The organism is Photobacterium salinisoli (genome assembly GCF_003614885.1).
In the GTDB taxonomy this organism is placed as follows: Bacteria; Pseudomonadota; Gammaproteobacteria; order Enterobacterales; family Vibrionaceae; genus Photobacterium; species Photobacterium salinisoli.
Map to the genome: position 1 here is coordinate 915,297 of NZ_QZMS01000011.1, position 22,273 is coordinate 937,569.

Here is a 22,273-nt window from a genome sequence, read left to right on the forward strand (position 1 = left end):
TCACTCGGCTGCCGTGAAAATATCAACCAGCGTCTGGTGCAGAAACAGGTGTAAAGGGTTTGAACGATTGACGAGTTGGGTGTAGCTGGACAGCCTGACCTGAAAACGGGATGCGTCTGGTGTCGGGATACGCTTTAAACCGTCCGGTAAATTTTTTAGCGTGGTGAGAATCGCCACGCGCTCATTCTTCATAAACTGATAAGCAAGCTGCGGGCTATCTAGCTGATATTCAAAATCAAAGTGGTGTCCCAAAGCCACGAATTTTTCATAGTACGGCGATTTGTAATCATTCCAGCCACTGCTTCGCAGCATGATAAACGGCCAGTTTCGAACCTCATCGAAATCTGCCGTGCTATGACACTGCGCGATCGCCACGATAAATTCATCCCCGGTAATCTGCCGCTGATATATCTCACCCGAAACCTCAGCATTCCAGTAATGCACGCCCAGTGTAATTTCACCCTGAGCCATGGCTGTAAGCGTGGTCGGATTCCAGCTTGAGAGCACGACCTTACTTTTCGGTAAAGCGCGTTTGAGGCTTTGATAAATTTGCTGGCCATATTTATCCAGCGTGATCAGCGGCAAAGCGATCGTCAGGGTGTCGTGACAGTGTGCCGGATCAAACGACTTCTTCCGGAGTGTTGTCTGAAGGGCAGACAGTGACGATTGCAGCTGTGGTAAAAGGTGCTGCGTATAGGGGGTTGGTTCCAATCCACTTGGCGTCCGTTCAAACAGAGTTTCGTCTAATTGTTCACTCAGGCGGGAAAGTTGTTTGCTGACGGCGCTTTCAGAAATCCCCAGCCGGGCGGATGCCAGCTTCAGGTTTTTCGCTTTGCAGACCATCACTAAGGTTCGCAATAAATTTAAATCAACATGACTTTCCATTCAGTCAAATACGCCTTTCCGACAGTTCAACGAAGAGCCGATAGACTAAACAGACATCATAAGAGCGTCAACAGAACCTCGGCTGAATCCGTGATTTCCTTGCCTGTATTGAATCGGGAAATACGGATGTCCGACCTATTTGAACCAAGACGATTGAAGCCCTGCTGGAAATAAGGAAAGAAAAATGAAGTTAAAAAAGTCTGTTGTTTATTTGTCGATTGCATTGATATCGCAATCAGTCATGGCCTCAATGGAAATTACGCCTGACAGTAAGCCTGCCAGCATTTATACCATCGAAAAAAATGAAGCGGTCAGAGACTACCTGAATTTCGAGAATCGCGATGATTTTAGTGCAGCAAGCAGAGGCTTTATTGCGACCTGGCCTGAGAAAACAATTCGCGACAAAGCAGGAAATGTCGTCTGGGATTTTAATGCCTATCAGTTTGTTAATGCGCAGAAGCAGATCGACACGATCAATCCATCTTTGCACCGCATGGCTCAGCTGAATAACAAGGCGGGCTTATTTCAGGTGAGTGACGGTGTATATCAGATACGCGGATTTGATTTGTCAGTGATGTCTTTTATCCGGGGTGAAAAAGGCTGGATCGTGATCGATCCACTGATCTCTGAAGAAACGGCAAGAGCGGGTCTGAAACTATTGAATCAACATGTTGAGAAATTGCCAGTCACAGCCGTTGTGATCACGCACTCTCACATTGATCATTTTGGTGGTATCTGGGGGGTTACGACCAAAGAAGCTTACGAGGCCGGTCAGGTTGAGGTCGTTGCACCGGAAGGTTTCTATGAGCATGCCATTTCAGAAAACGTGCTTGCGGGTAACCTGATGTCGCGCCGTGCAAGTTTCATGTACGGCAACCTCGCTGCGCCAGGACCGCGGGGTCTGGTCGATGCGGGGTTAGGCAAGACGACGTCGACCGGCGTTCCGGGAATTGTTGAGCCGACATTGCTGATTCAAAAAACCGGTGAAAAGCACACCATTGACGGCATCGAGTTTGATTTCCAGATGGCGAGCGGCTCAGAAGCACCGGCAGAGTTTATGGCGTATATGCCGAAATACAAAACCCTGCTGGCGGCTGAGGTGATGACGCATACCATACATAATATTTCGACTCTGCGTGGCGCACAGACTCGGGACGCCAGCAAGTGGGCGGCCTACATTGATGAAACCATCCAACTGTATGGTGAAAAAGCCGACACCATGATTGCATCGCATCACTGGCCAACCTGGGGCAAAGCGAAGATCAAAGATCAGCTGGAGAAAACCCGCGACATGTATCAGTACGTCCATGATCAGACTCTGCGTTTGGCGAACATGGGCTACACACCCAATGAGATTTCAGCCAGCATCCAGCTACCAGAGTCGCTCGATAAAGAATGGTACAACCGTGGCTACTATGGCACGGTGTCGCATAATGCCCGCGCAACGTACGACTTCTATTTTGGTGCCTGGTGGGATGGCAACCCGGCCAACCTGAATCCGCTGCCGCCGGAAGAAGCCGGAGCGAAATATGTTGAAGCCATGGGCGGGGCTGATAAGGTCATTCAGATTGCTCAAAAAGCGGTGGATCGCGGTGAATATCGCTGGGCGGTGACTTTGCTCAATCACGTGGTCTTTTCGGACCCGTCGAATACCCAAGCCCGGTATCTGGAAGCCGATGCGATGGAGCAGCTGGGATATCAGTCTGAGTCTGGCCCGTGGCGGAATAACTACCTGATTGGTGCAAAAGAGTTACGGGAAGGATTTAAACCTGCACCGACGCCAGATGCCACGGCTATCGCTAAAAACATGCCGGTAAGTTCTGTGCTGGAGTCACTGACCGTTCGGGTGAACCCGGAAAAAGCCGCAGGTAAAACCATCGCTGTGAATCTGAAGGTCACGGGAGATCAGAAGGCGGAATCGGGAGAATACGCGATGTTGCTGTCGAACTCAGTGCTGAAAACGTATCAGGATCGCCAACTGGAACATGCCGATTTAACGCTGATGTTCAGTCAATCGGATCTGGCCGCCTTGCTTACCCGGAAAGCCTCACTTGACGATCTGGTCAAAGCCGGAAAATTCAAGGTGTCAGACCGCGAGACCTTGAATGAGCTGATGGGCGTTTTTGATACCTTCGCCAATGATTTCGGGATTGTCACACCGTAAATGCAACAGTTTGATTCAAATTGAAAAAGCCCCCGAATGTTCGGGGGCTTTTTGCTAATGCAGAAACGGGTACTGAGTCAAAGCGCGATATATTAAGGCCAACAGCAACAAAAAATGCACTCACGGTTTCAAGCCTTGCCTCACAGGGGGAAAACGTTAATACATCCCAGAAAGCGACTTCAATAAACTGACAATATTATCCCCGTCAAATATAACCCCACACCGTATGAGGCGTGAGCCAGCAGGCTGCGTAATCTGGCGGTATTGGGGTGTGGTGTTTTGGATGCAGCAACGCCAGCGCCCATACCCGGTTGCATCAGGAAAAATGGAGCGACTACAGTCAGCACGCCAACAATTAACGCGGGCAGTAAGGTCGGAGAGGCCGCCCATTCCAGTCCCCAGCCCCACAGCAGCACGGCGGCAAAGCAAATACCTATCGCATAGTGTGCCGTCCAGCCAAGCAGAGTTTCACCTGCTACAGGTTCTGCCTTACCAATATTGGCGTGAGCGAATTGCCCTTTAGGAAAGTGCCCGATCCAACGGCCAACCATGGAATAGTTCAGAGAAGGGATCTTAAAACAGACTTTCAGGAACAGTGCCCACAGATCCATGACCAGGGTGGCACCGACACCCAGAGCAATGGCGCGTAGTATGAAATCAGGTTCCATCTTGGTTCTCTCCTTTTTTTGCGCGGACAATCATGCGGTTAACTATAACAATGTCAGCAAATGAGACGGCTGCGGTATCAATCCACTGATAATGCTATATAATTCAATAAATCGATTGAATGATGGGGCAGTTAATCTTCTATGTCAACAATAAACAATCAGTATCATATTTATTCGGAGTTGGCTGACCTTGCCCGACCTTTAGGAAATGCACACCGGCTTATACTGCTGGAACATATTGCCCAAGGGGAAAAGTCCGTTGAAAAGCTGGCAGAACTGGCGGATCTGACAGTGGCAAACACGTCACAGCACTTGCAGCAGCTAAAGCGAAATGGCTATGTCCAGACCCGCCGCGAAGGCAAGCATGTGTTTTATCGCCTTGCGGACGCACCTGTTGTTGAACTCTTGATGGCATTGCGTCAGTTTGCCGAGTTCAACCATTCTGAGATCAGAAAGCTGGTGAAAGGCACTTTGCATCATCAGCAGGATGTGGAGGCCATTTCGCGGGAAGAGTTACTGGTCCGGATGCAGGAAAACAGTGTGACCTTACTGGATGTGCGCCCTGAAGAAGAATTTGAACAAGGGCACTTGCCCGGCGCGATCAATATTCCCCTTGCCGAGTTGGAAGTGCGGCTGTCAGAGTTGCCGAAAGAGCAGGAGATAGTCGCCTATTGCCGTGGCCCGTATTGTTCGTTATCTATCACTGCGGTGAATGCGCTTAAAGAAAAAGGCTTATCTGCCCGCCGTTTAAATGATGGCGTGCCAGAATGGAAAGCAGCCGGGCATAAAATCGACGCGATCTGAGTAAGATCAGCGTTTTTGCGAAGGTTTCACTCAAATACCTATCAGTGTGAAACCTTTCTTTCTGGCTCTCGGATTAGACACTCTGAATATCTGTCTAACGTTGACACATAGGTGATTCGTATCCTATGCTAATCATCATTCAATAATTCAATTGAATAATATTATTAAATTCAAACAATGTTAGTTGGCTATTTACATAAGGATTCCGGGATGACTCTCGAGGAACAACAGGATGAACAGGTGGCACTGGGTACTAAGGTGTCGCCTGCATCTAAACTTGCTTTCCCCCTGCTGGCTGTGGTGCAGGCGACACTGATTTTTACCATTGTTATGATTGGTATCCCTCTGCCGGATATTGGAAGAGAGTTCGGGCTGCAGGCTTCAGATTTGCTTCTGGTCAGTACGGCATATGGGTTGCCTTTCAGCGGATTGTTGTTGTTCGGGGGCCGGTTGACAGACAGATTTGGCGGATTGAAATTATTCACACTAGGCCTGTGTGTTTTTGGACTGGCTTCCGCGATTGCGGCTTTTTCAACCCATTTCAATATGATGGTTGCGATGCGCTTTTTGCAGGGAGTGGGCGCCGCTTTGACAGCACCCGCCGCTGTGGCTGTGTTGCGTACACTGTTTCCAGACCCGATCGCTTTCATGAGAGCAATGGCAACCTGGGGAGGAGTGTCAGTGCTGGGTGGTGGAGTAGGCTTTCTGGCCTCTGGCGTGGTAACGACTTGGGTTTCCTGGCGTTGGATGTTTGTTGTTCCTGTGCTTATCGCCATTATCGGATTAATGGCCGTGAAATGGGTCTTACCGAAAGAAGAGCACGCCCAGGCGGTCAGCCATAAGATTGGGCTTGATCCTATCGGTGCCTTGCTGGCCACACTGGGTATTTCTATTGGTAGCTATGGGCTGATCGCCAGCGGCGAACTGGGTTGGTCAACCCCTGTTGTTCTCGTTCCTGTACTGGTGGGTCTGTGTCTCATCGTCCTGTTTATGGCTGTTGAACGGCGTGTCAGTGATCCGTTACTGCCAAAAGGGTTTATCGGAGAGCCGAACCGTATTGTGGGGCTGGTGGGTATTCTTCTGGCTGCCGCCAGTATGGGGCTGGTCACTTTTTTGTTGTCCTTGTTCCTTCAGATTCAACAAGGCTGGACGCCGCTTGAAACGGCAGGTGCATTTGTACCCTACACCTTAACCTTACTGATTATGAATCAGGCGGCAAGTCGCATTGTCGGGTGGTTGGGGCCATTGAAAGTAACAATCAGTGGTTTAGTGGTTGGCGCTGTCGGGTTAAGTCTGCTCGCGGGCATTCATCAGGAAGTCACCTATGTGTCAGGATTATTGCCGGGCATTGTTATTCTGACGTTGGGTACGTCGCTCATGTTTTCCGGATCAGCTGTGCTGTCTACCATGAATGTCCCTCAGCATCAGGCTGGTTTGGCGGGGGGAGTGATGAATACCTCCATGGAATTAGGTCCCACATTCGGACTGGCTTCTTTGATGGCAATTACTGGCATAGCGTCTGACGTGGTCGGTGGTTATAGTCTGGCGTTTGCTACAGCTGCAGGCGTTTATATAGCGGCCGCCTTGCTGGCCTGGTTGATCACCAGGCATCGATATCAAGCAACGCCACACACAGCGAGTGAGCAATCAGGCTAAGTGTGACGGTGAGCAAAAAAGTGCTTACAGAGCGACATCTTGAGTTGCTGTAAATCTTGTCTTTGATCATATATGTCACAGGAGACTAGAAAACAATCAATTGATCGCTTGACCGAATAATATATCGCCTTCTAGTTTGTAACCTATCTACTTGTTGCATAGTAACGAGTAGATAGGTTTTTGCGTTTTAGATAATAACAATTTTATTAAATGCAAATGATTGAAAGACAAACTAAGGACACATGACCCATTATGAACTGTGATCAAGTTGGCAAACTAACCTTTAAAAAACAGGTAGTTAAAAAACATGGCCGTCTGTCATTCAAGCACCAAGGGCAAGCGTTGCACGAAGCAGCCCGGGAAGATGAATATCTTGACGTCCTGTACCGTGGGCAGTTGCCTTTGCATCAGCCACTGGCCGAACAAATGACTGCTGATCATGAAGCACATGAACAGCCATTAACGGATATTCAGTATGCGTATCTGATTGGGCGAAACACTGGCCTGGAACTCGGAGGATTATCCAGCAGTTACTATCTGGAGCTGGATGTTGACGCTTTGGATGAGGAGCGTTTCAAGTATGCGGTAAATCAGATCATTGGCAGGCATGCCATGCTGAGGGCTGTTGCTGTTTCTGGCGGCAAACAAAAAATTGTGCCGGCTTGCAGCTTGTATTGTATTAAATCAAAAGATATTAGTGCCTGGGAAACTTCAGAGCAGGACACCTATCTCACCACATTGCGCCAAAGCATGGAAAAGCAGCGACTTACGTTGGACGAGGCGCCATCATTTGAAATGCGAATCACCCGTTTAACGGATAAAACATGGCGGCTGCACTGCCATTTCGATCTCATGTTTCTTGATGTGATCAGTGTAAGGTTAGTGCTGAAAGATATCTGGAGTGAATATCAGCTTGAAGGAGATACCACACCGGTGAAGTTACCGGATTTCCTGAACTATGTCGCCGCAGAGCGCATACTTCAGGGGGAGGCACAGGGTCAGAACGACCAGCAATACTGGCTTGAACGTATTAATCATCTTCCCCCAGCGCCTGAACTGCCACTCAATATTTCCCCGCAACAAATTGAACATCCCAATATTCAACGCCTTTCCAGACTGTTACCTACGCAGACCTTAGTGTCATTAAGGCAAGTTGCTGATAAGCATGGCCTTACAGCGGAAGCCTTGCTGCTGGGGTGTTATACCGAGGTTATCCGTCAGTGGTCAAAACGGCAGGATTTCACTCTGACACTGACGCAAATGGGGCGCAGGCCTTACGAAGATGCGATTGACCAAACGGTAGGAAACTTTCTCCAACCCCAATTGCTACCAGTATCCTGTGTCGCGGAAAGTACTTTTTCAGAGCGGATGCTAGAAGTGCAAACCTTGCTTTATCAGGGAAAGTTGCATGCTTCATTTAATGGCATTCAGGTGTTGCGTGAGCTTACCAGCCGTAAACAGGAAAATCGCGCGATCTCAATGCCAGTGGTGTTCAGTAATACTTTGACCCCTGAGTTAGCGGAGTGGGTGCCCGACTGGCGCGGACCCGGTAGCAGGCAGGTGTATGCCAGCAATCAAACCCCGCAGATCTGGCTGGAAAATCAGATCACCCTTGAACAGCAAGGTCTGGGCATTCATTTTAATTATGTGGATGGCTTATTCCCGCCAAATCTGGCGAATGACATGATGGACGCGTATCTGGAACTGTTGAATCAGGCGATTTCAGATGAAGCGCTCTCAGAGCAAACCATCTGGCAGAAAACCGGCGCTGTGGTGAACATACCAGAGTCAGACAAGGCAGAACGGCGCGCAGCGAATGATACTTTTGTTGATATCAATCCCAGACTGCTGCAAGACAGCTTGCTGGATGCGGCGAAAAATCGTCCGGATGCGGTTGCCATAGAGCAGGGGGATAAACGCCTCACTTATGGCGAACTGGTCGCTAAGTCAACGCATCTGGCGGCGAAATTGCGGGAATCTGCGCGTATTGAAGCCGGAGATATCATAGCAGTGTCTTTGCCACAAGGGCCTGATCTGATCGTCGGTATTCTGGGGATATTACAGTCAGGCGGCGCCTATGTATCGATAGATCCTGCCTTACCGCAGCAAAGGCGTCTGCAATTGCTGCACCGATGTCAGGCCAAAGCGGTCGTGACCACCACAGAGATTTACACCAATCCTGAAGAGTATCAGCCTTTTTTAAGAGTAGATCTGGATATCCTGCCGGATGAAGCGCCTTTAGAGACTGTGTCACCTATTCAGAGCGCTGATGATCTGGCCTATGTGATTTTCACTTCCGGTTCAACCGGCGAGCCGAAAGGCGTCATGATCAGCCACAACAATGCCGTCAATACCCTTGATGACATCAATCGCCGCTTCCGGGTGACAGCCGACGATGCCGTCCTGTCTATTGCGCCGGCAGGGTTTGATTTATCGGTTTATGACTATTTCGGGGTGTTGGGGGCAGGCGGCCGTTTGGTGTTCCTGGCCGCAGATGCCCAAAACGATCCCAAAATCTGGTGTGAGACGCTGATTCATCACGGCATCACAATCTGGAATAGCGTACCTGCCCCGGTCAAAGTCATGGTGGATCGGGCCAGTGATCTGCTAGCCAGCAGCAAATTGAGACTGATTTTAATGAGCGGCGACTGGATTCCGGTAGATTTGCCGGATGCGATCCGCAACGCACTGCCGGATGCTCAGGTAATCAGCCTGGGCGGAGCAACGGAAGGCTCCATCTGGTCTATCTGCTATCCCATTGAGCATGTTGAAAAAGACTGGGTCAGCATTCCTTATGGTAAACCTCTGGCGAACCAGCGCTTTCATGTGCTGAACGAGTGGCTGGAAGATTGTCCCAAATGGGGGATCGGTGAGCTGTATATCGCGGGTGAAGGCGTTGCTCAAGGCTACTGGGCCGATCCGGAGAAAACGGCGCAGCGATTTTTTACCCATCCGAAAACCGGTGAACGTTTGTATAAAACAGGGGATTTGGGCCGATATATTCAAAATGGCTTGATAGAGATTCTGGGCAGGGAAGATAACCAGGTAAAAATTAACGGTTACCGGGTTGAGCTGGGTGAAGTGGAGTTTGCTTTGCTGAGTTTGCAAACCGTTAACCATGTTGTGATTGATGCGCCGGCTCATCCTAAATCGGGACAACGGCAGCTGGTCGCCTACCTGGTACTGCATGAGAGCGCTGATTCGTTTGACCATGAAACCGTGAAACAGCGCTGCCGGGAGCAGGTACAAAGCACCTTGCCGCCCTATATGGTACCCACTTACTTCGTTATTCTGCCTTACATGCCACTCACCGCAAACGGCAAGATAGATCGAAAAGCATTGCCGGCGCCCTGGCCTGAAGAGCATGTGCAAACGGCTGACACCCAGCCCGTTTCTGCCACAGAAGACAGGTTGCTCAATTTGTGGCGGGAGCTGTTACAACATGATGATCTGGATGTGAATGCCGGGTTCTTTGATGTTGGCGGCGATTCGCTGATTGCTGTGGCACTGTTAAGCACACTGCGTGAAGAATTCAAGGTCACGGCTGTTCAGGAACAGGATCTGATCGAAGGTCTCTTCATGAATACCAGCATCCGTCAGTTTGCCCAGATCATTGAATCGATGAAACAACTGGATGGAGTCAGCCTGGGATGAGTGCTCTAGCCGAAGAACCACTGGCTCAGAGCCAGTTTGATTTCATCATTGTCGGTGGAGGGTCTGCGGGCTGCGTGCTCGCAGCCCGCCTGTCGGAAGATGGTCACAAACGGGTGTTGTTGCTCGAAGCCGGACCCGAGTCAGACGCCCACCTTGCCAACAGTCCGCTTGCTGATGCATCTCGATTGGTGCTTGAAGGTTACAACTGGTCGTATCAAGCGCAATTAAAAGGCAGCCTTAGCCCGACCAGTGACGTGGTTCGCCATCTCTCTACTGGTCAACAGAAGGATAAATATCCGCCGCCTTTTGATTACCGAGTGGGGAAAGTGCTGGGCGGCTCATCAGCCGTAAATGGTGCCGTTGCACTACGGACTTTTCCTCGTGACTTTGCGCGTTGGGCCGATATGGGGTGTCCACAGTGGTCGTGGCAACATGTTCTGCCCTGGTATCGCCGTCTGGAAACGGATACGGATTTTCCTGGCGATGACTTGCATGGCAATCAGGGACCTATGGTGTTGCGTCGTCCAGGTGCTGACAGCCTGCATCCGTTAGATATGGCTTTCTCTGCCGCCTGCCAGAAGCAAGGTATTCCTTATACCGAGGATCTGAATGCCGGAGAAGCACCCGGTGTCGGCCTTGTACCTTCCAATGTCAAACAGCACGCCCAGCGTTTGGATGCCTATCAGGCTTATCTGGCACCGGTTCAGGACAGGCCGAACTTAACGGTACTGACAGACGTTCTTGTCTCTGCCATCAGGTTCAGCGGGACGGTGGTATCAGGTATTGAAGCCATTTATCAGGGAAGCTGTCACAGCTTTGAAGCCGGTGAAGTGGTACTGGCGGCAGGTGCGATAGGCACCCCTGCTTTGTTACAGCGCTCCGGGATTGGCGATCCGGCGCATCTGAATTCCCTGAATATTCCTGTGCGGGTTGACCGGCCAGCCGTTGGTCGCAATTTGCAGGATCATGCCTCTCTGGTGATCTGGGCGCTTCCCAAAGCCGGTGTCTGTCGTCGCGGTCTGCCGTGGCGCCAGATTGCAGCCCGCATTTGCAGTGGTGCAGGCGAAGAAACCGATGTCCAGATTGGTCTGCTCAACAATGTCGAAAGTCATACTGTACCCAAATTCAGGCACAGGCTTGAGTATCCCATGATCGTTGGCGCGTCTGCCATGCTGATGCAGCCCGCTGCGCGGGGTCAGGTTTTTATCACCAGTCGCGAGGCCGAAGTGCTGCCATCCATACAGCTTCCCTTACGTGAAAATGAGCAGGACGTTCACCGCATGGTCGGTGCTGTACGGCAAATGTGGCGCGCACTGAATGACCCGGAGGTTGCCTGCTTTCTGGATGGTATTCAGTTCTGGTCTGAGGCCATGATTAACAGCGATCGTGTGATGCACAGCGCGGTAAAAAACATGCTCAACCCCGGCTGGCATGCATCCGGAACGGTTCGGATGGGGCCTGAACACAACCCGGATTGCGCGGCGGATCAGAACGGCAGGGTGTACGGGGTTACCGGCCTGACCGTTGCCGATGCTTCACTGTTTCCTGTGATTCCCTCCATGCCGACCAATTTAACCACCATCATGCTGGCAGAGCGTATCTCGCACGCATTGAGAACAGGAGGTCTGGATGTCAGCGAATAAAAATCTGGTTGTGTATGCCTTCCCACATGCCGGCGCCAGTGCCAATGTCTATCGCCCTTTCTGCAAGCTTCATCAGGACAAGGGGACGGCACTTTTACATCCGGTTGAAATGCCCGGACGTGGTGTGCTGGGCCGTGAACCTGAGGTGACATGTCTGCATACGCTGGCTGAGAAACTGGCAGATACCCTCTATAGCGATTTTCGGCAAAAGCAGCAGCAGGGAATTCAGCGCTGGGCGACATTTGGTCACAGCTTTGGCGGTGTGCTCAGTGTGGCAGTCACAGACGTCATGCATAAAAAGTATGGGATCAAGCCTGCGTACAGCATGGTTTCTGGATCCGTGCCGCCCAGTGAGCAAGAGATGGATGATTTGCACTTATGGTCGGACGAATCCCTGCTGCAAAAAATGCGAGAGGATCAGGGAACACCCAATACGGTGCTGAATGAACCGGCGCTTGCCAGGCGCTATGTGGCTCAGTTACGCAGTGACTTTCTGGTGCGCAGTCAGTTTCCTTCGCTCAAGGGTCTGCGAGTCGCGCAGCCCCTGTTGCTGGTGGCCGCATCGGACGATCCGCATGTTACTGAGGAGCAGCTTCAGCAATGGCGGCAGCATACGGTGGATCGGACAAGCATGATCCGGGTGAATGGCGATCATTTTGCGGTTTACCGGCACTGGCCTGTGATTCAGCAGGCAATGGATACCGAGGCCTCGTTAAGGCTGTCGGAAGCAAACAAAATGGACAGTTGGAGTGTGTTTCAGTGAGTACAACCACAGATGAGATAAAGGAATTCCGGCTGTCTTGCCGGGAGTGTTTTGACCATTACGCAAAGCCCCAGCTTGAAAAATGGGAGAAACAGGGCCTGGTTGACCGCGATTTCTGGCAAACCATGGGAGCACATGGCTTGCTGGGTATGGGCGTCAGCCAGAATCTGGGCGGGCAAGATAAATCGGATTATCGCTATGCGCTGGCGCTCACGGAAGAAATGCTGGCGATTGGTATGACAGCGCCAATCGTGATTTCCCATAACGATGTCATTGCCAGTTATATCAATCAGTTTGCTTCTGAAGAGCAGAAACAGCGCTGGTTACCGGACTTGTGCAGTGGCCGGCGAATAGCCGCTATTGCCATCACTGAACCAGGCGGTGGCTCAGATTCGGCCGGGATGCGCACGGAAGCGACAGCAGACGGCGATAACTATGTACTCAATGGCAGTAAAGCGTTTATCACCAATGGCGTGAATGCTGATCTGTTTATCGTCGCGGTGAAGACTGACGCCGGGCCACGGGGGCAGGGAATCAGCCTGATGGTGGTGGAAAAAGGCATGGCTGGCTTTTCTCAGGGTGACGCGCTGAAAAAGCTGGGATGGCATGCCAGCGATACGGCGAATTTAACGTTTGATCAGTGTGTTGTGCCCAAAAGTAACCTGCTTGGGCGCGAAAATCTTGGCAGCTATTACTTTATGACAGGGATGACACGTGAGCGCTTAAGTATCAGTACCGTGGCTGTGGTGAGCGCTGAAATCATGATGGCAGAGACGCTGGCCTACGTGAAACAGCGCAAGGCGTTTGGTCAGCCGATTGGTGCCTTTCAGTACAACCGCTTTTTGCTGGCGCAGTTAGATACCCAAATCAAAGTAACCCGCAGTTATCTCAATGACGCCATTGAGCGCTTTAATACCGGCTCACTCAGCCTGGAAGATGCGGCCCGGCTGAAATGGTGGGCAACAGAAGTGCAGAACAAAGTGGCGGATGAATGTCTGCAACTGCATGGCGGCAGTGCTTATATGAGCGATTCGTCTATCGGTAAATTGTGGGTCAACAGCCGGGTTCAGAAAATTTATGGCGGCACCAGTGAAATCATGCTGGAAGTCGTCAGTAAATCCATGGGGCTTTAGAGAGGAAATGATGGATATTGTCAAAAACAAAACGGAAACATCAAACCGCGTCTGGCATGTAAAACACGCTAATCTGGCGGAATGGCAAGCAGTGATAGCCTGGGCAAAAAATGAAGGCTGGGACATGGGCATTGGTGATGAAAATGCCTTTTTTGAAGTTGATGATCAGGGTTTCTTTATCGGTTATTTGGGTAAAGAGCCTGTCGCTGCGATGTCAGTCGTTAATTATTCGTCCAGCTTCAGTTTCTTCGGGCACTATTTGGTTCCCCCGGCCTACCGTGGGCAAGGTTATGGTCTTAAGGTATGCCAAAGTGCGTTCTCCCACGGTGGGGATCGTTGCATGGGACTGGATGGCATGCCGGCCCAGGTTGATAACTATGCAAAATGGGGGTTTGCAGGGGGCCGGAATAATCTGCGCATGGTGGGCCAGGTACAGCAGGATTACCACTGCCCCGATCATATTGCGTTGGTACAGGCTGCGGATATCGACGATATCATCGCATACGATAAAAGCTGTACGGGTATCGACCGCAGTGCCTTACTGAAACACTGGTTCATCGGTGAAACACGTTACGGTTTCATTTGCAGAACCGGTCAGGAAGTGACTGGCATTGTCGGCGTTCGTCAGTCGCAAGAGGGTTACCGGCTTGGTCCGTTGTTCGCCAATACCCCCGACCTGGTGGAACCTCTGTTCATCGCGGCATTATCTGTTGTACCGCAGGGGAGGCAAGTCACATTAGATGTCCCTGAAAAGGCAGATCCGACCTTGATCAATCTGGCAGAAACCCATGGATTTGAATCTATCTTCCATACCCTTCGCATGTATCGCGGTGAACCACCGAAAGAGCAGGAGCACAAGGTTTGGTGCATTGCGTCATTGGAGCTTGGTTAATCATGAGTGAAAACACGATGACAGAAACCATGGCTGAGAACGTTGAGAAAGCTGAAAAAGGCCAAGCGATGAATACATCAACACCCACATTACTGGAGTGGATGGGGGGACGCGATGCGATCCGCCATTTGCTGCAAGTGTTTTACGCCAAAGTCGAAAAAGATGACTTACTTCAGCCTCTTTTTCAGCATATGCCGCCAGATCACCATGTCCATGTGGCTATGTGGTTTGAAGAAGTTTTTGGCGGCGAGCCTCTGTACACCGATGACAGAGGAGGATTTAAAAATATGATCCGTAAGCACCGGGGACGTTCGATTCAGGCGGAACAGCGAGAACGCTGGGTCTCTTTGATGATGCAAAGTGCGGATGAAATTGAATTACCCAGCGACCCGGAATTTCGTTCCGCGTTTACGGCATACATAGAGTGGGGGTCGCGCAGGGCCATGGCCAATTCGCAACCGGGCGCTAAGCCTTCCAAGCGGGATACTGTGCCCAGATGGGGATGGGGAGAAGCGCCTCCGGGCACACTTTAGGAGACAGGCTATGTTGGTGGCTGTCAGCGATTTGCATGTCTCTCACCCGGAAAACCGACGTGCAGTTGAGGCAATGTGTGCCGGTTATCGCGGGGATTGGCTGATTCTTGGCGGTGATGTGGCTGATGATCTCAACGATTTCGAGTGGGTTATCCGATCAGTAGCTGCGCAGTTTTACCGGGTCATATGGGTACCCGGTAATCATGAGCTCTGGTGTACGCCCAAAGAGCCTATGGCTTTGCCTGGTGAGATGCGGTATCGGCAGCTTATCGAGATTTGCCACCAATATGGCGTCCTGACCCCGGAGGATGACTATCCGGTGTATACCGCTGAGAATGGGCAATCATTTTTGATTGCTCCTCTTTTCACACTGTACGACTACTCTTTTCGCCATCCCTCTGACTTCACGCCACAACAGGGGTTGGAGAGAGCAAGACGGGCGGGTGCGGTGTGCTCAGACGAGTTTTTTCTTAAAACGTATCCCTATCCGGATATCCGAAGCTGGTGTAATGAGCGTGTTCAGTACACAGAAGCCCGGCTGAATGCCGTCTCAGAGCAGCTTCCTATGATATTTGTTAATCATTTTCCTATGCTGCAGACCCTGACTGAATCAGTGCAACCGCAGGAATTTTCAATATGGTGTGGTACACGGCAGGTTGCTGCCTGGTTAAGCCGTTTTCCGGTTTGTCTGGTTGTGTACGGGCATCTTCATATACATGGATCCAATGTGTTAGACGGAATACCGCATGTTGAAGTGTCTTTGGGTTACCCAAAAGACAGGCAAGGCCGTGATGCGTACCGCATGCTGACGGTCCTCGACACGCTTTTGATGTAGTGCTCCGGCTCAGGCCTTGCCGGCTGGTTCATGGCGCTGTGTCAGGGGAAAATTTAGTGACTTATAAGGAAATTCAATATGGAAAAGGTTCTTCAGCAACAAACAGTTAAACCAAAGATACTGATAGGCGCATCAGGTTCTGTGGATATCATGCTGCTGCCAAAATACTTACAGGCCATTAAAGGGGGAATAGACTGTCATTTGACCGTCCTGATGACGCCGACAGCAGAAACATTCATACCGGCATCCAGTATGGCACTGTATTGTGACCGGGTGATCGCGGGTGAGCATCCCCGGGACTGGCCGACAGATAAACCTTCCCGGATTGTTGCCGATCATGATGTGTTGTTTGTGATGCCAGCGACAGCAAACACCCTCGCGACTGCAGCACAGGGTGGTGCAACCAACCGGCTCACCACTGTGATTCTGACGGCAGATTTCCCAGTGTACTTTTTGCCTGTGATGGGCGCTGTAATGTGGAAAAAGCCAGCAGTGCAACGCAATGTCCAGCAACTGCGTGAAGACGGTTATGATGTCGTTGAGCCAGTCTGGCACGAGAACTTTGATGCGTCGCTCAATCGTATGGTTGGCCATCCTTCGTTACCGGCACCTGAAGCTGTGGTTGGCCTGTTACAGGGGGCGCTGGAAAAATAACCGGTATTCAGCCGTGCAGGCAGAGGCAGAGATCCCAAACGCATTTGACGTACATTTGTTTGCTGCCTTCACGCTTCTTTGATGATCAGATCGGCAGGCCGGGTCTGCTTAAATGTTTCTGCCTGCCGGCGAATCCAATCGCTGAATAACCTGACTTTTTCACGTTTAAAGAAACCTTCCGGCGCACACAGGTAATAACTGTAATCGGGTCGAACCGCAATGTTACCGATACGTACCAGGGTGCCATCTTCGACAAATCTGTGAGCCAGGCTGTGCCGGGCCAGTGCGACCCCTTGTACTGCCAACGCTCCTTCAAGCACATAGTTGGCGCCATCGTAAACCAATGAGGTGGAACCGCCTTTAACGCCAACAATCGACATCCATCGCTCCCAGTCCATATCCGGCAGAAGGTCACCTATCAGATGAGCACCCTGTAAGTCCTCAAGGGTAAAAATCTGGTGTTCTTTCTGATAAATAGGGTGGCAGACAGGATAGAGCAAGTCATCCATCAGCCACTGGCTGGTTAAATTCGGATAGTCACCTGCACCGTATCGAATGCAGAGATCTAACGAAGATTGCTCAAAATCCACCAGTTCATTTTTCGACTCGACTAATACAGAGATGTCAGGGTGGGCCGAACGAAATGCTGTCATACGTGGGACCAGCCAATGCACAGAAAATGAAGGCAGGGTCGACAGCGATAAACGCTGGGGTTCCGGGTCATTGTTAATCAGCCAAACGCCATTCTGAATGTGTTTGAAGCCTTTCTGGCTGTGCTCAAATAAAGTCTGCCCTTCCGGAGTCAGCACTACTCGCCGGTGCTGGCGGTAAAACAAGGCGGTACCAAACCAGTCTTCTAATAACCGGATCTGCTGGCTGATAGCAGCCGCAGTGACATGCAGGTGTTCGGCTGCGGCTTTAAAACTGCCGTAATGTGCTGCCTGATAAAAATAATATAAGCCCTGCAGTGGCGGCATGCGGTGTCTGAGTTCATTTGGTAATGACATTAGTTTTCCTTAACTGACTGTCAGGAACTATCGTTTGAGCACTTACAGCATCTGAACGAAGATAAACCTGTACTTTGGTGATAATAGGTGGCTGGCATGGGGATAACAACATATAACTTTGTGTTTACCGGAAGCACAAAAGTCATGGGTATGATTAAGTCTGGCTTTTCTTCCTATCGACGCTGGCGGCAGCGTGAGCGTGACTTGCGTCATTTGAGTGAGTTGCCAGACTACTTGCTGGATGACATAGGGTTGGATCAGAGGATTGTCGAACAGGAACGGCGAAAAGCGTGGACTGATGTCCCGAACAGATGCAGCGAATAGATGCGGAGAGTAGAAACGGAGAATAGATACGATGTCAGCTTTCAGGCGCAGTAACGGAATACATTAATAAACAAAAAGCCAGTCTTTCGACTGGCTTTGGGGGTTTGTCTGCTTGGGCTTATGCCAGCAGCTCTTTCGCTGTGCTGACCACATTTTCAGTGGTGAAGCCGAACAGCTTGAACAGCTCGCCAGCCGGTGCAGATTCACCGAAGCTGGTCATGCCGATGATGCGGCCGTCAAAGCCCACGTACTTGTACCAGAAGTCGGCGATACCGGCTTCGATAGCGATACGGGCCGTCACGTCCGATGGCAGCACAGACTCGCGGTAAGCCGCGTCTTGCTTGTCGAAGGCATCGGTCGATGGCATGGACACCACACGGACCTGCTTGCCTTCGGCACTCAGCTCAGCCGCTGCGTTGACCGCCAGCTCCACTTCAGAACCGGTGGCAATCAGGATCAGCTCAGGCTTGCCTGCGCAGTCTTTCAGGATGTAACCACCCTTGGCGATATCTGCAACCTGTGCATCGTTACGTTCCTGCTGAGCCAGGTTCTGACGCGAGAAGATCAGCGCGGTTGGCGCATCTTTACGCTCGATGGCCAGTTTCCAGGCCACGGCAGATTCAACCTGGTCACACGGACGCCAGGTGCTCATGTTCGGTGTCAGACGCAGAGACGCCATTTGCTCCACCGGCTGGTGCGTCGGACCGTCTTCACCCAGACCGATAGAGTCATGGGTGTAAACCTGGATGTTCTGCACTTTCATCAGCGCAGCCATACGCATGGCGTTACGGGCGTATTCCATGAACATCAGGAAGGTGGCGCCGTAAGGGACGAAACCGCCGTGCAGGGCGATACCGTTGATGATGGCCGTCATGCCGAATTCACGCACACCGTAATGGATGTAGTTACCGGACGCGTCATCCGCCGTCAGCGACTTCGAACCAGACCACATGGTCAGGTTGGAAGGTGCCAGGTCTGCAGAGCCGCCCATGAATTCAGGCAGGATCTTGCCGAACGCTTCCAGCGCGTTCTGAGAGGCTTTACGGGAAGCGATGTTGGCCGGGTTGGCTTGCAGATCTGCGATGATCTGGCTGGTTGCAGCTTCCCACTGTGCTGGCAGTTCACCGTTCACACGGCGTTTGAACTCGGCAGCCAGCTCTGGGTAAGCGGCTTCATAAGCAGCCAGTTTTTCATTCCAGGCGGCTTCTTTCGCTTCGCCCGCTTCTTTGGCATCCCACTCAGCGTAAACGTCGGCAGGGATCTCGAACGGACCGTGCTGCCAGCCCAGGAATTCACGGGCGGCGGCGATTTCATCGTGACCCAGCGGGGCACCGTGGCAGTCGTGAGAGCCGGCTTTGTTCGGCGAACCGAAACCAATGATGGTTTTGGTGCAAATCAGGGTAGGACGTGGATCGGCTTTCGCTGCTTCGATGGCCGCGTTGATAGCGGCCGCATCGTGGCCGTCAACTGCAGGGATCACGTGCCAGCCGTAGGCTTCAAAACGCTTTGGCGTGTCGTCAGAGAACCAGCCTTCCACGTGACCGTCGATGGAGATGCCGTTGTCATCCCAGAAGGCGATCAGCTTGCCCAGACCCAGCGTACCGGCCAGTGAGCAGGCTTCGTGAGAAATCCCTTCCATCAGGCAGCCGTCGCCCAGGAATGTATAGGTGTAGTGGTCAACGATGTCGTGGCCGTCACGGTTAAACTGTGCGGCCAGCGATTTTTCAGCAATCGCCATGCCCACCGCATTGGTGATGCCCTGACCCAGCGGGCCTGTGGTGGTTTCGATGCCCGGCGCGTAGCCGTACTCCGGGTGACCCGGGGTTTTGGAGTGCAGCTGACGGAAGTTTTTCAGATCGTCAATCGCCAGGTCGTAACCGCTCAGGTGCAGCAGGGAGTAAATCAGCATCGAGCCGTGGCCGTTAGACAGCACGAAGCGGTCGCGGTCAGCCCAGTTCGGGTTTTGCGGGTTGTGATTCAGGTGGTCACGCCACAGCACTTCTGCGATGTCTGCCATCCCCATCGGGGCGCCCGGGTGGCCTGAGTTGGCCTGTTGTACACCGTCCATGCTCAGGGCACGGATAGCATTCGCTAATACTTTACGATCCATAATTAGTTCTTCTTACTCAATACAGGTTGGTCATAAAACGAGTGAGAGCAGCGCTGTGCTGCTCTCAGAAATTGTCGCGGGATTACAGGCGCGCTTCGATCATGGTTTCCAGTTTACCCTGGTCGATCGCGAAGTTACGGATACCTTCCGCCAGCTTCTCGATGGCCATTGGGTCCTGGTTGTGATCCCACAGGAACTCCGCGTGCGTCATAGGTGCCGGACGCTCTTCAGACGCCACGTCAGCAGAGAGTTTCTGCACCACGTCGCCTTGTGCTTCAGACAGCTCCTGCAGCAACTGCGGGCTGATGGTCAGGCGGTCACAGCCGGCGAGCTCCAGAATTTCACCCGTGTTACGGAAGCTGGCGCCCATGACCACAGTGTTGTAGCCCAGTGCTTTGTAGTAGTTATAGATAGCTGTTACTGACAGCACGCCCGGATCTTCAGAGGCTTCGAAGTCACGGCCTTCTTTGGCTTTGTACCAGTCCATGATGCGGCCCACGAAGGGGGAGATCAGGTATACACCGGCTTCAGCACAGGCACGGGCCTGAGCGAAAGAGAACAGCAAGGTCAGGTTACAGTTGATGCCTTCTTTTTCCAGGATTTCGGCAGCGCGGATCCCTTCCCAGGTAGAAGCCAGTTTGATCAGGATACGGTCGTTGCTGATGCCGGCATCGTTGTACATTTTGATCAGCTTGCGGGCTTTTGCCACGCTGGCCTGGGTGTCGTATGACAGGCGAGCATCCACTTCTGTGGAGATACGGCCAGGCACCACGTTCAGGATTTCTTTACCGATGTTAACGGCCAGTTTGTCACCGGCGTCTTCGATTTGCTGTGCTTTATCGCTGCTTTGCGCTTTGGCATAAGCAATCGCATCGTCGATGAGCGGAGCGTACTGTTCAATCTCTGCGGCTTTCAGTATCAGGGAAGGGTTGGTGGTGGCATCTTGCGGTTGGTATTTCTTAATCGCTTCGATGTCGCCGGTGTCGGCAACAACAGTAGTAAGTGCGCGCAGCTGTTCCAGTTTGGTGCTCATCTCAGTAAAACCTTTTTGATATGTGGTAAGAAATGACGTTCTTGCTCTGTTGCGGTTCATTCTGCATGAACGAATGTAATGCACGTGAGCAAATGAAGTGCTCATATTTGAGCTTTTTGCCACAAATGTCAAACCCTACGTTGCAGTTGGTCAGGGAGAAAGTTGCCTGATTCGTCACAGAGCCTGATAAGGTGAACTCTGGCCAATGTGCTGAATTCAACACACTTTATCTGTAATGATAAAAAAGAGAAGGTAAAAGTTATTATTTATCAGAAGGATATAGGGTTATGGTTAATGTTTGTGGCTCTTGAACGATCCAATAAGAGGTTAACGACGTGTTGGCTGTATCAGTGAATCAGACCCGAGGTGAACAAAAATAGCATTACCGTAATTTTGTTCACCCTGCAGCAGGTATAAGCAATGACTGGCATAACTCATCTGCTGCCCGCTGTGCTTATGAATCTGACATGTTCAGTAATGCCATCGCACAACTTGCGCTGGTCGCCAGCACATCAATCACACCCGTTCTTAACGCGCCCAGAATTGCCAGTGCCTTTCGGCTTTCACTTGCCATCGCAATCACATTCGGGATACGGCGCAAATCAGACATTTCCAGCCCGACAACCCGGCCCCGCATCAGTGTTCCCGCTTGTTGTCCATCCAGACGGAAGAAGTCAAAGCCACCGATATCGCCGACAATGCCATCATTGAGTCTGGCTTCCACAAACTCTTTTGCCGTAAAACATCCCAACTTCACCATATGGCTGTTTTCGTCCATGTCACCAATGCCGACTAGGGCAAACTCTGCTTTTCGGGCCTGATTGAGGGTTTCACTGACATTGGGATGAGTGATGAATACCTGCTGAGTGACTTCACTGTCGACATAGGCGGGTGCGTATAAGGTTTCGCTGGTGCCACCAAATTTTTTGGCCAGCCGACGGCAGATATGATCCGCATTAATGGTATCGCCGCTGCGGTGGGTTCCGCCGATGGCACATACAAATCGCGCATTGCGATGGGAAACAATACCGGGATGATCAGCGACAGCCGCAACATTCTGTCCCTGACCGACCGCAACAACGACATCGTCTCTCAGATAACCGTCCAGATAGGCCGATACCAGCGTAGAGACTTGCATTCGCTGTTCTTGCGCACTGGGCTGATCCAGTGCAATCAAGGCACGTTTCAGGTTAAACCTGTCCATCAAACGCTGCTCAAGTTGAGCACTGTGGATCGGGTGGAACTTGACGGTAATTTCCACTATCCCTTCTTCCCGCGCTTTTCTGAGCAGTCGGCTGACTTTAGGGCGGCTGATACCGAATTTTTTCGAGATTTCTTCCTGTGTGGCACTTTGCTGGTAATACAAAATGGCAATTTCAGTCAACAGGTCTGTATCTTCCAGCTGATGGTCAAAAGAAGCGGTAGGCGGTGAAGTGGTCATAGCGGTGTTCCATACACAGTTGAGGAATCAGTGTAATGGATTCAAAAGCGCTTAACAAATGTTAGCCGTCATGC

The 22,273-nt window shown here is 51.4% G+C and carries 18 protein-coding genes; 12 read left to right on the forward strand and 6 right to left on the reverse strand.

The window, feature by feature from the left end:
* Window positions 1-885: a LysR family transcriptional regulator gene (locus tag D6M16_RS15560; protein ID WP_120512745.1), complete on the reverse strand. Its 885-nt coding sequence runs from the start codon at window positions 883-885 to the stop codon at window positions 1-3.
* A 184-nt stretch (window positions 886-1,069) separates the two neighbouring features.
* Between D6M16_RS15560 and D6M16_RS15565 the strand changes: the two genes are divergently transcribed.
* The gene (locus D6M16_RS15565; RefSeq protein ID WP_120512746.1) at window positions 1,070-3,049 is read left to right on the forward strand and encodes an alkyl/aryl-sulfatase; all 1,980 of its coding nucleotides are present in this window, start codon (window positions 1,070-1,072) and stop codon (window positions 3,047-3,049) included.
* Window positions 3,050-3,228: 179 nt separating this feature from the next.
* Here the strand turns inward: D6M16_RS15565 and D6M16_RS15570 are convergent, their stop codons facing one another.
* Window positions 3,229-3,717, reverse strand: coding sequence for a DUF2938 domain-containing protein (locus D6M16_RS15570; RefSeq protein WP_120512747.1), 489 nt, complete (start codon window positions 3,715-3,717; stop codon window positions 3,229-3,231).
* A gap of 141 nt (window positions 3,718-3,858) precedes the next feature.
* Between D6M16_RS15570 and D6M16_RS15575 the strand changes: the two genes are divergently transcribed.
* The 10 genes from D6M16_RS15575 (at window position 3,859) to D6M16_RS15620 (ending at window position 16,284) form a co-directional block, all read left to right on the forward strand.
* Window positions 3,859-4,521, forward strand: a complete 663-nt coding sequence (locus tag D6M16_RS15575) for an ArsR/SmtB family transcription factor (protein WP_120512748.1) — start codon at window positions 3,859-3,861, stop codon at window positions 4,519-4,521.
* A gap of 210 nt (window positions 4,522-4,731) precedes the next feature.
* The gene (locus tag D6M16_RS15580) at window positions 4,732-6,177 is read left to right on the forward strand and encodes an MFS transporter (RefSeq protein WP_205576909.1); all 1,446 of its coding nucleotides are present in this window, start codon (window positions 4,732-4,734) and stop codon (window positions 6,175-6,177) included.
* A 252-nt stretch (window positions 6,178-6,429) separates the two neighbouring features.
* Window positions 6,430-9,831 carry a non-ribosomal peptide synthetase gene (locus tag D6M16_RS15585; RefSeq protein ID WP_205576910.1) on the forward strand — a complete coding sequence of 1,134 codons (3,402 nt, stop codon included), beginning with the start codon at window positions 6,430-6,432 and terminating at the stop codon, window positions 9,829-9,831.
* The gene (locus D6M16_RS15590; protein WP_120512750.1) at window positions 9,828-11,474 is read left to right on the forward strand and encodes a GMC family oxidoreductase; all 1,647 of its coding nucleotides are present in this window, start codon (window positions 9,828-9,830) and stop codon (window positions 11,472-11,474) included. The genes D6M16_RS15585 and D6M16_RS15590 overlap by 4 nt, the downstream gene beginning before the upstream one ends.
* The gene (locus tag D6M16_RS15595) at window positions 11,461-12,237 is read left to right on the forward strand and encodes a thioesterase II family protein (RefSeq protein ID WP_120512751.1); all 777 of its coding nucleotides are present in this window, start codon (window positions 11,461-11,463) and stop codon (window positions 12,235-12,237) included. The genes D6M16_RS15590 and D6M16_RS15595 overlap by 14 nt, the downstream gene beginning before the upstream one ends.
* The gene (locus tag D6M16_RS15600; protein ID WP_120512752.1) at window positions 12,234-13,370 is read left to right on the forward strand and encodes an acyl-CoA dehydrogenase family protein; all 1,137 of its coding nucleotides are present in this window, start codon (window positions 12,234-12,236) and stop codon (window positions 13,368-13,370) included. Before D6M16_RS15595 ends, D6M16_RS15600 begins: the two co-directional genes overlap by 4 nt.
* Window positions 13,371-13,380: 10 nt before the next feature.
* Window positions 13,381-14,262 carry a GNAT family N-acetyltransferase gene (locus tag D6M16_RS15605; protein ID WP_120512753.1) on the forward strand — a complete coding sequence of 294 codons (882 nt, stop codon included), beginning with the start codon at window positions 13,381-13,383 and terminating at the stop codon, window positions 14,260-14,262.
* 2 nt (window positions 14,263-14,264) lie between these two features.
* A complete protein-coding gene (locus tag D6M16_RS15610; RefSeq protein WP_205576911.1) occupies window positions 14,265-14,795 on the forward strand; it encodes a group II truncated hemoglobin in 531 nt (176 codons plus the stop codon).
* A gap of 10 nt (window positions 14,796-14,805) precedes the next feature.
* Window positions 14,806-15,630 carry a metallophosphoesterase family protein gene (locus D6M16_RS15615; protein ID WP_120512754.1) on the forward strand — a complete coding sequence of 275 codons (825 nt, stop codon included), beginning with the start codon at window positions 14,806-14,808 and terminating at the stop codon, window positions 15,628-15,630.
* 78 nt (window positions 15,631-15,708) lie between these two features.
* Window positions 15,709-16,284 carry a flavoprotein gene (locus tag D6M16_RS15620; protein ID WP_120512755.1) on the forward strand — a complete coding sequence of 192 codons (576 nt, stop codon included), beginning with the start codon at window positions 15,709-15,711 and terminating at the stop codon, window positions 16,282-16,284.
* A 68-nt stretch (window positions 16,285-16,352) separates the two neighbouring features.
* On the opposite strand, the gene D6M16_RS15625 is transcribed toward D6M16_RS15620, so the two are convergent.
* Complete coding sequence (locus D6M16_RS15625; protein ID WP_240435637.1) at window positions 16,353-17,291, reverse strand: LysR substrate-binding domain-containing protein; 939 nt, start codon at window positions 17,289-17,291, stop codon at window positions 16,353-16,355.
* Window positions 17,292-17,387: 96 nt separating this feature from the next.
* Between D6M16_RS15625 and D6M16_RS15630 the strand changes: the two genes are divergently transcribed.
* Complete coding sequence (locus tag D6M16_RS15630; protein WP_120512756.1) at window positions 17,388-17,615, forward strand: DUF1127 domain-containing protein; 228 nt, start codon at window positions 17,388-17,390, stop codon at window positions 17,613-17,615.
* A 118-nt stretch (window positions 17,616-17,733) separates the two neighbouring features.
* Here the strand turns inward: D6M16_RS15630 and tkt are convergent, their stop codons facing one another.
* The 3 genes from tkt to D6M16_RS15645 all read right to left on the reverse strand — a co-directional run bounded on the left by tkt (window position 17,734) and on the right by D6M16_RS15645 (window position 22,199).
* The gene (gene tkt, locus D6M16_RS15635; protein WP_120512757.1) at window positions 17,734-19,725 is read right to left on the reverse strand and encodes a transketolase; all 1,992 of its coding nucleotides are present in this window, start codon (window positions 19,723-19,725) and stop codon (window positions 17,734-17,736) included.
* An 82-nt stretch (window positions 19,726-19,807) separates the two neighbouring features.
* On the reverse strand, window positions 19,808-20,758 hold the full coding sequence (tal, locus tag D6M16_RS15640; RefSeq protein ID WP_120512758.1) for a transaldolase: 951 nt from the start codon (window positions 20,756-20,758) through the stop codon (window positions 19,808-19,810).
* A gap of 454 nt (window positions 20,759-21,212) precedes the next feature.
* On the reverse strand, window positions 21,213-22,199 hold the full coding sequence (locus D6M16_RS15645; protein ID WP_120512759.1) for a sugar-binding transcriptional regulator: 987 nt from the start codon (window positions 22,197-22,199) through the stop codon (window positions 21,213-21,215).
* Window positions 22,200-22,273 lie beyond the last annotated feature (74 nt).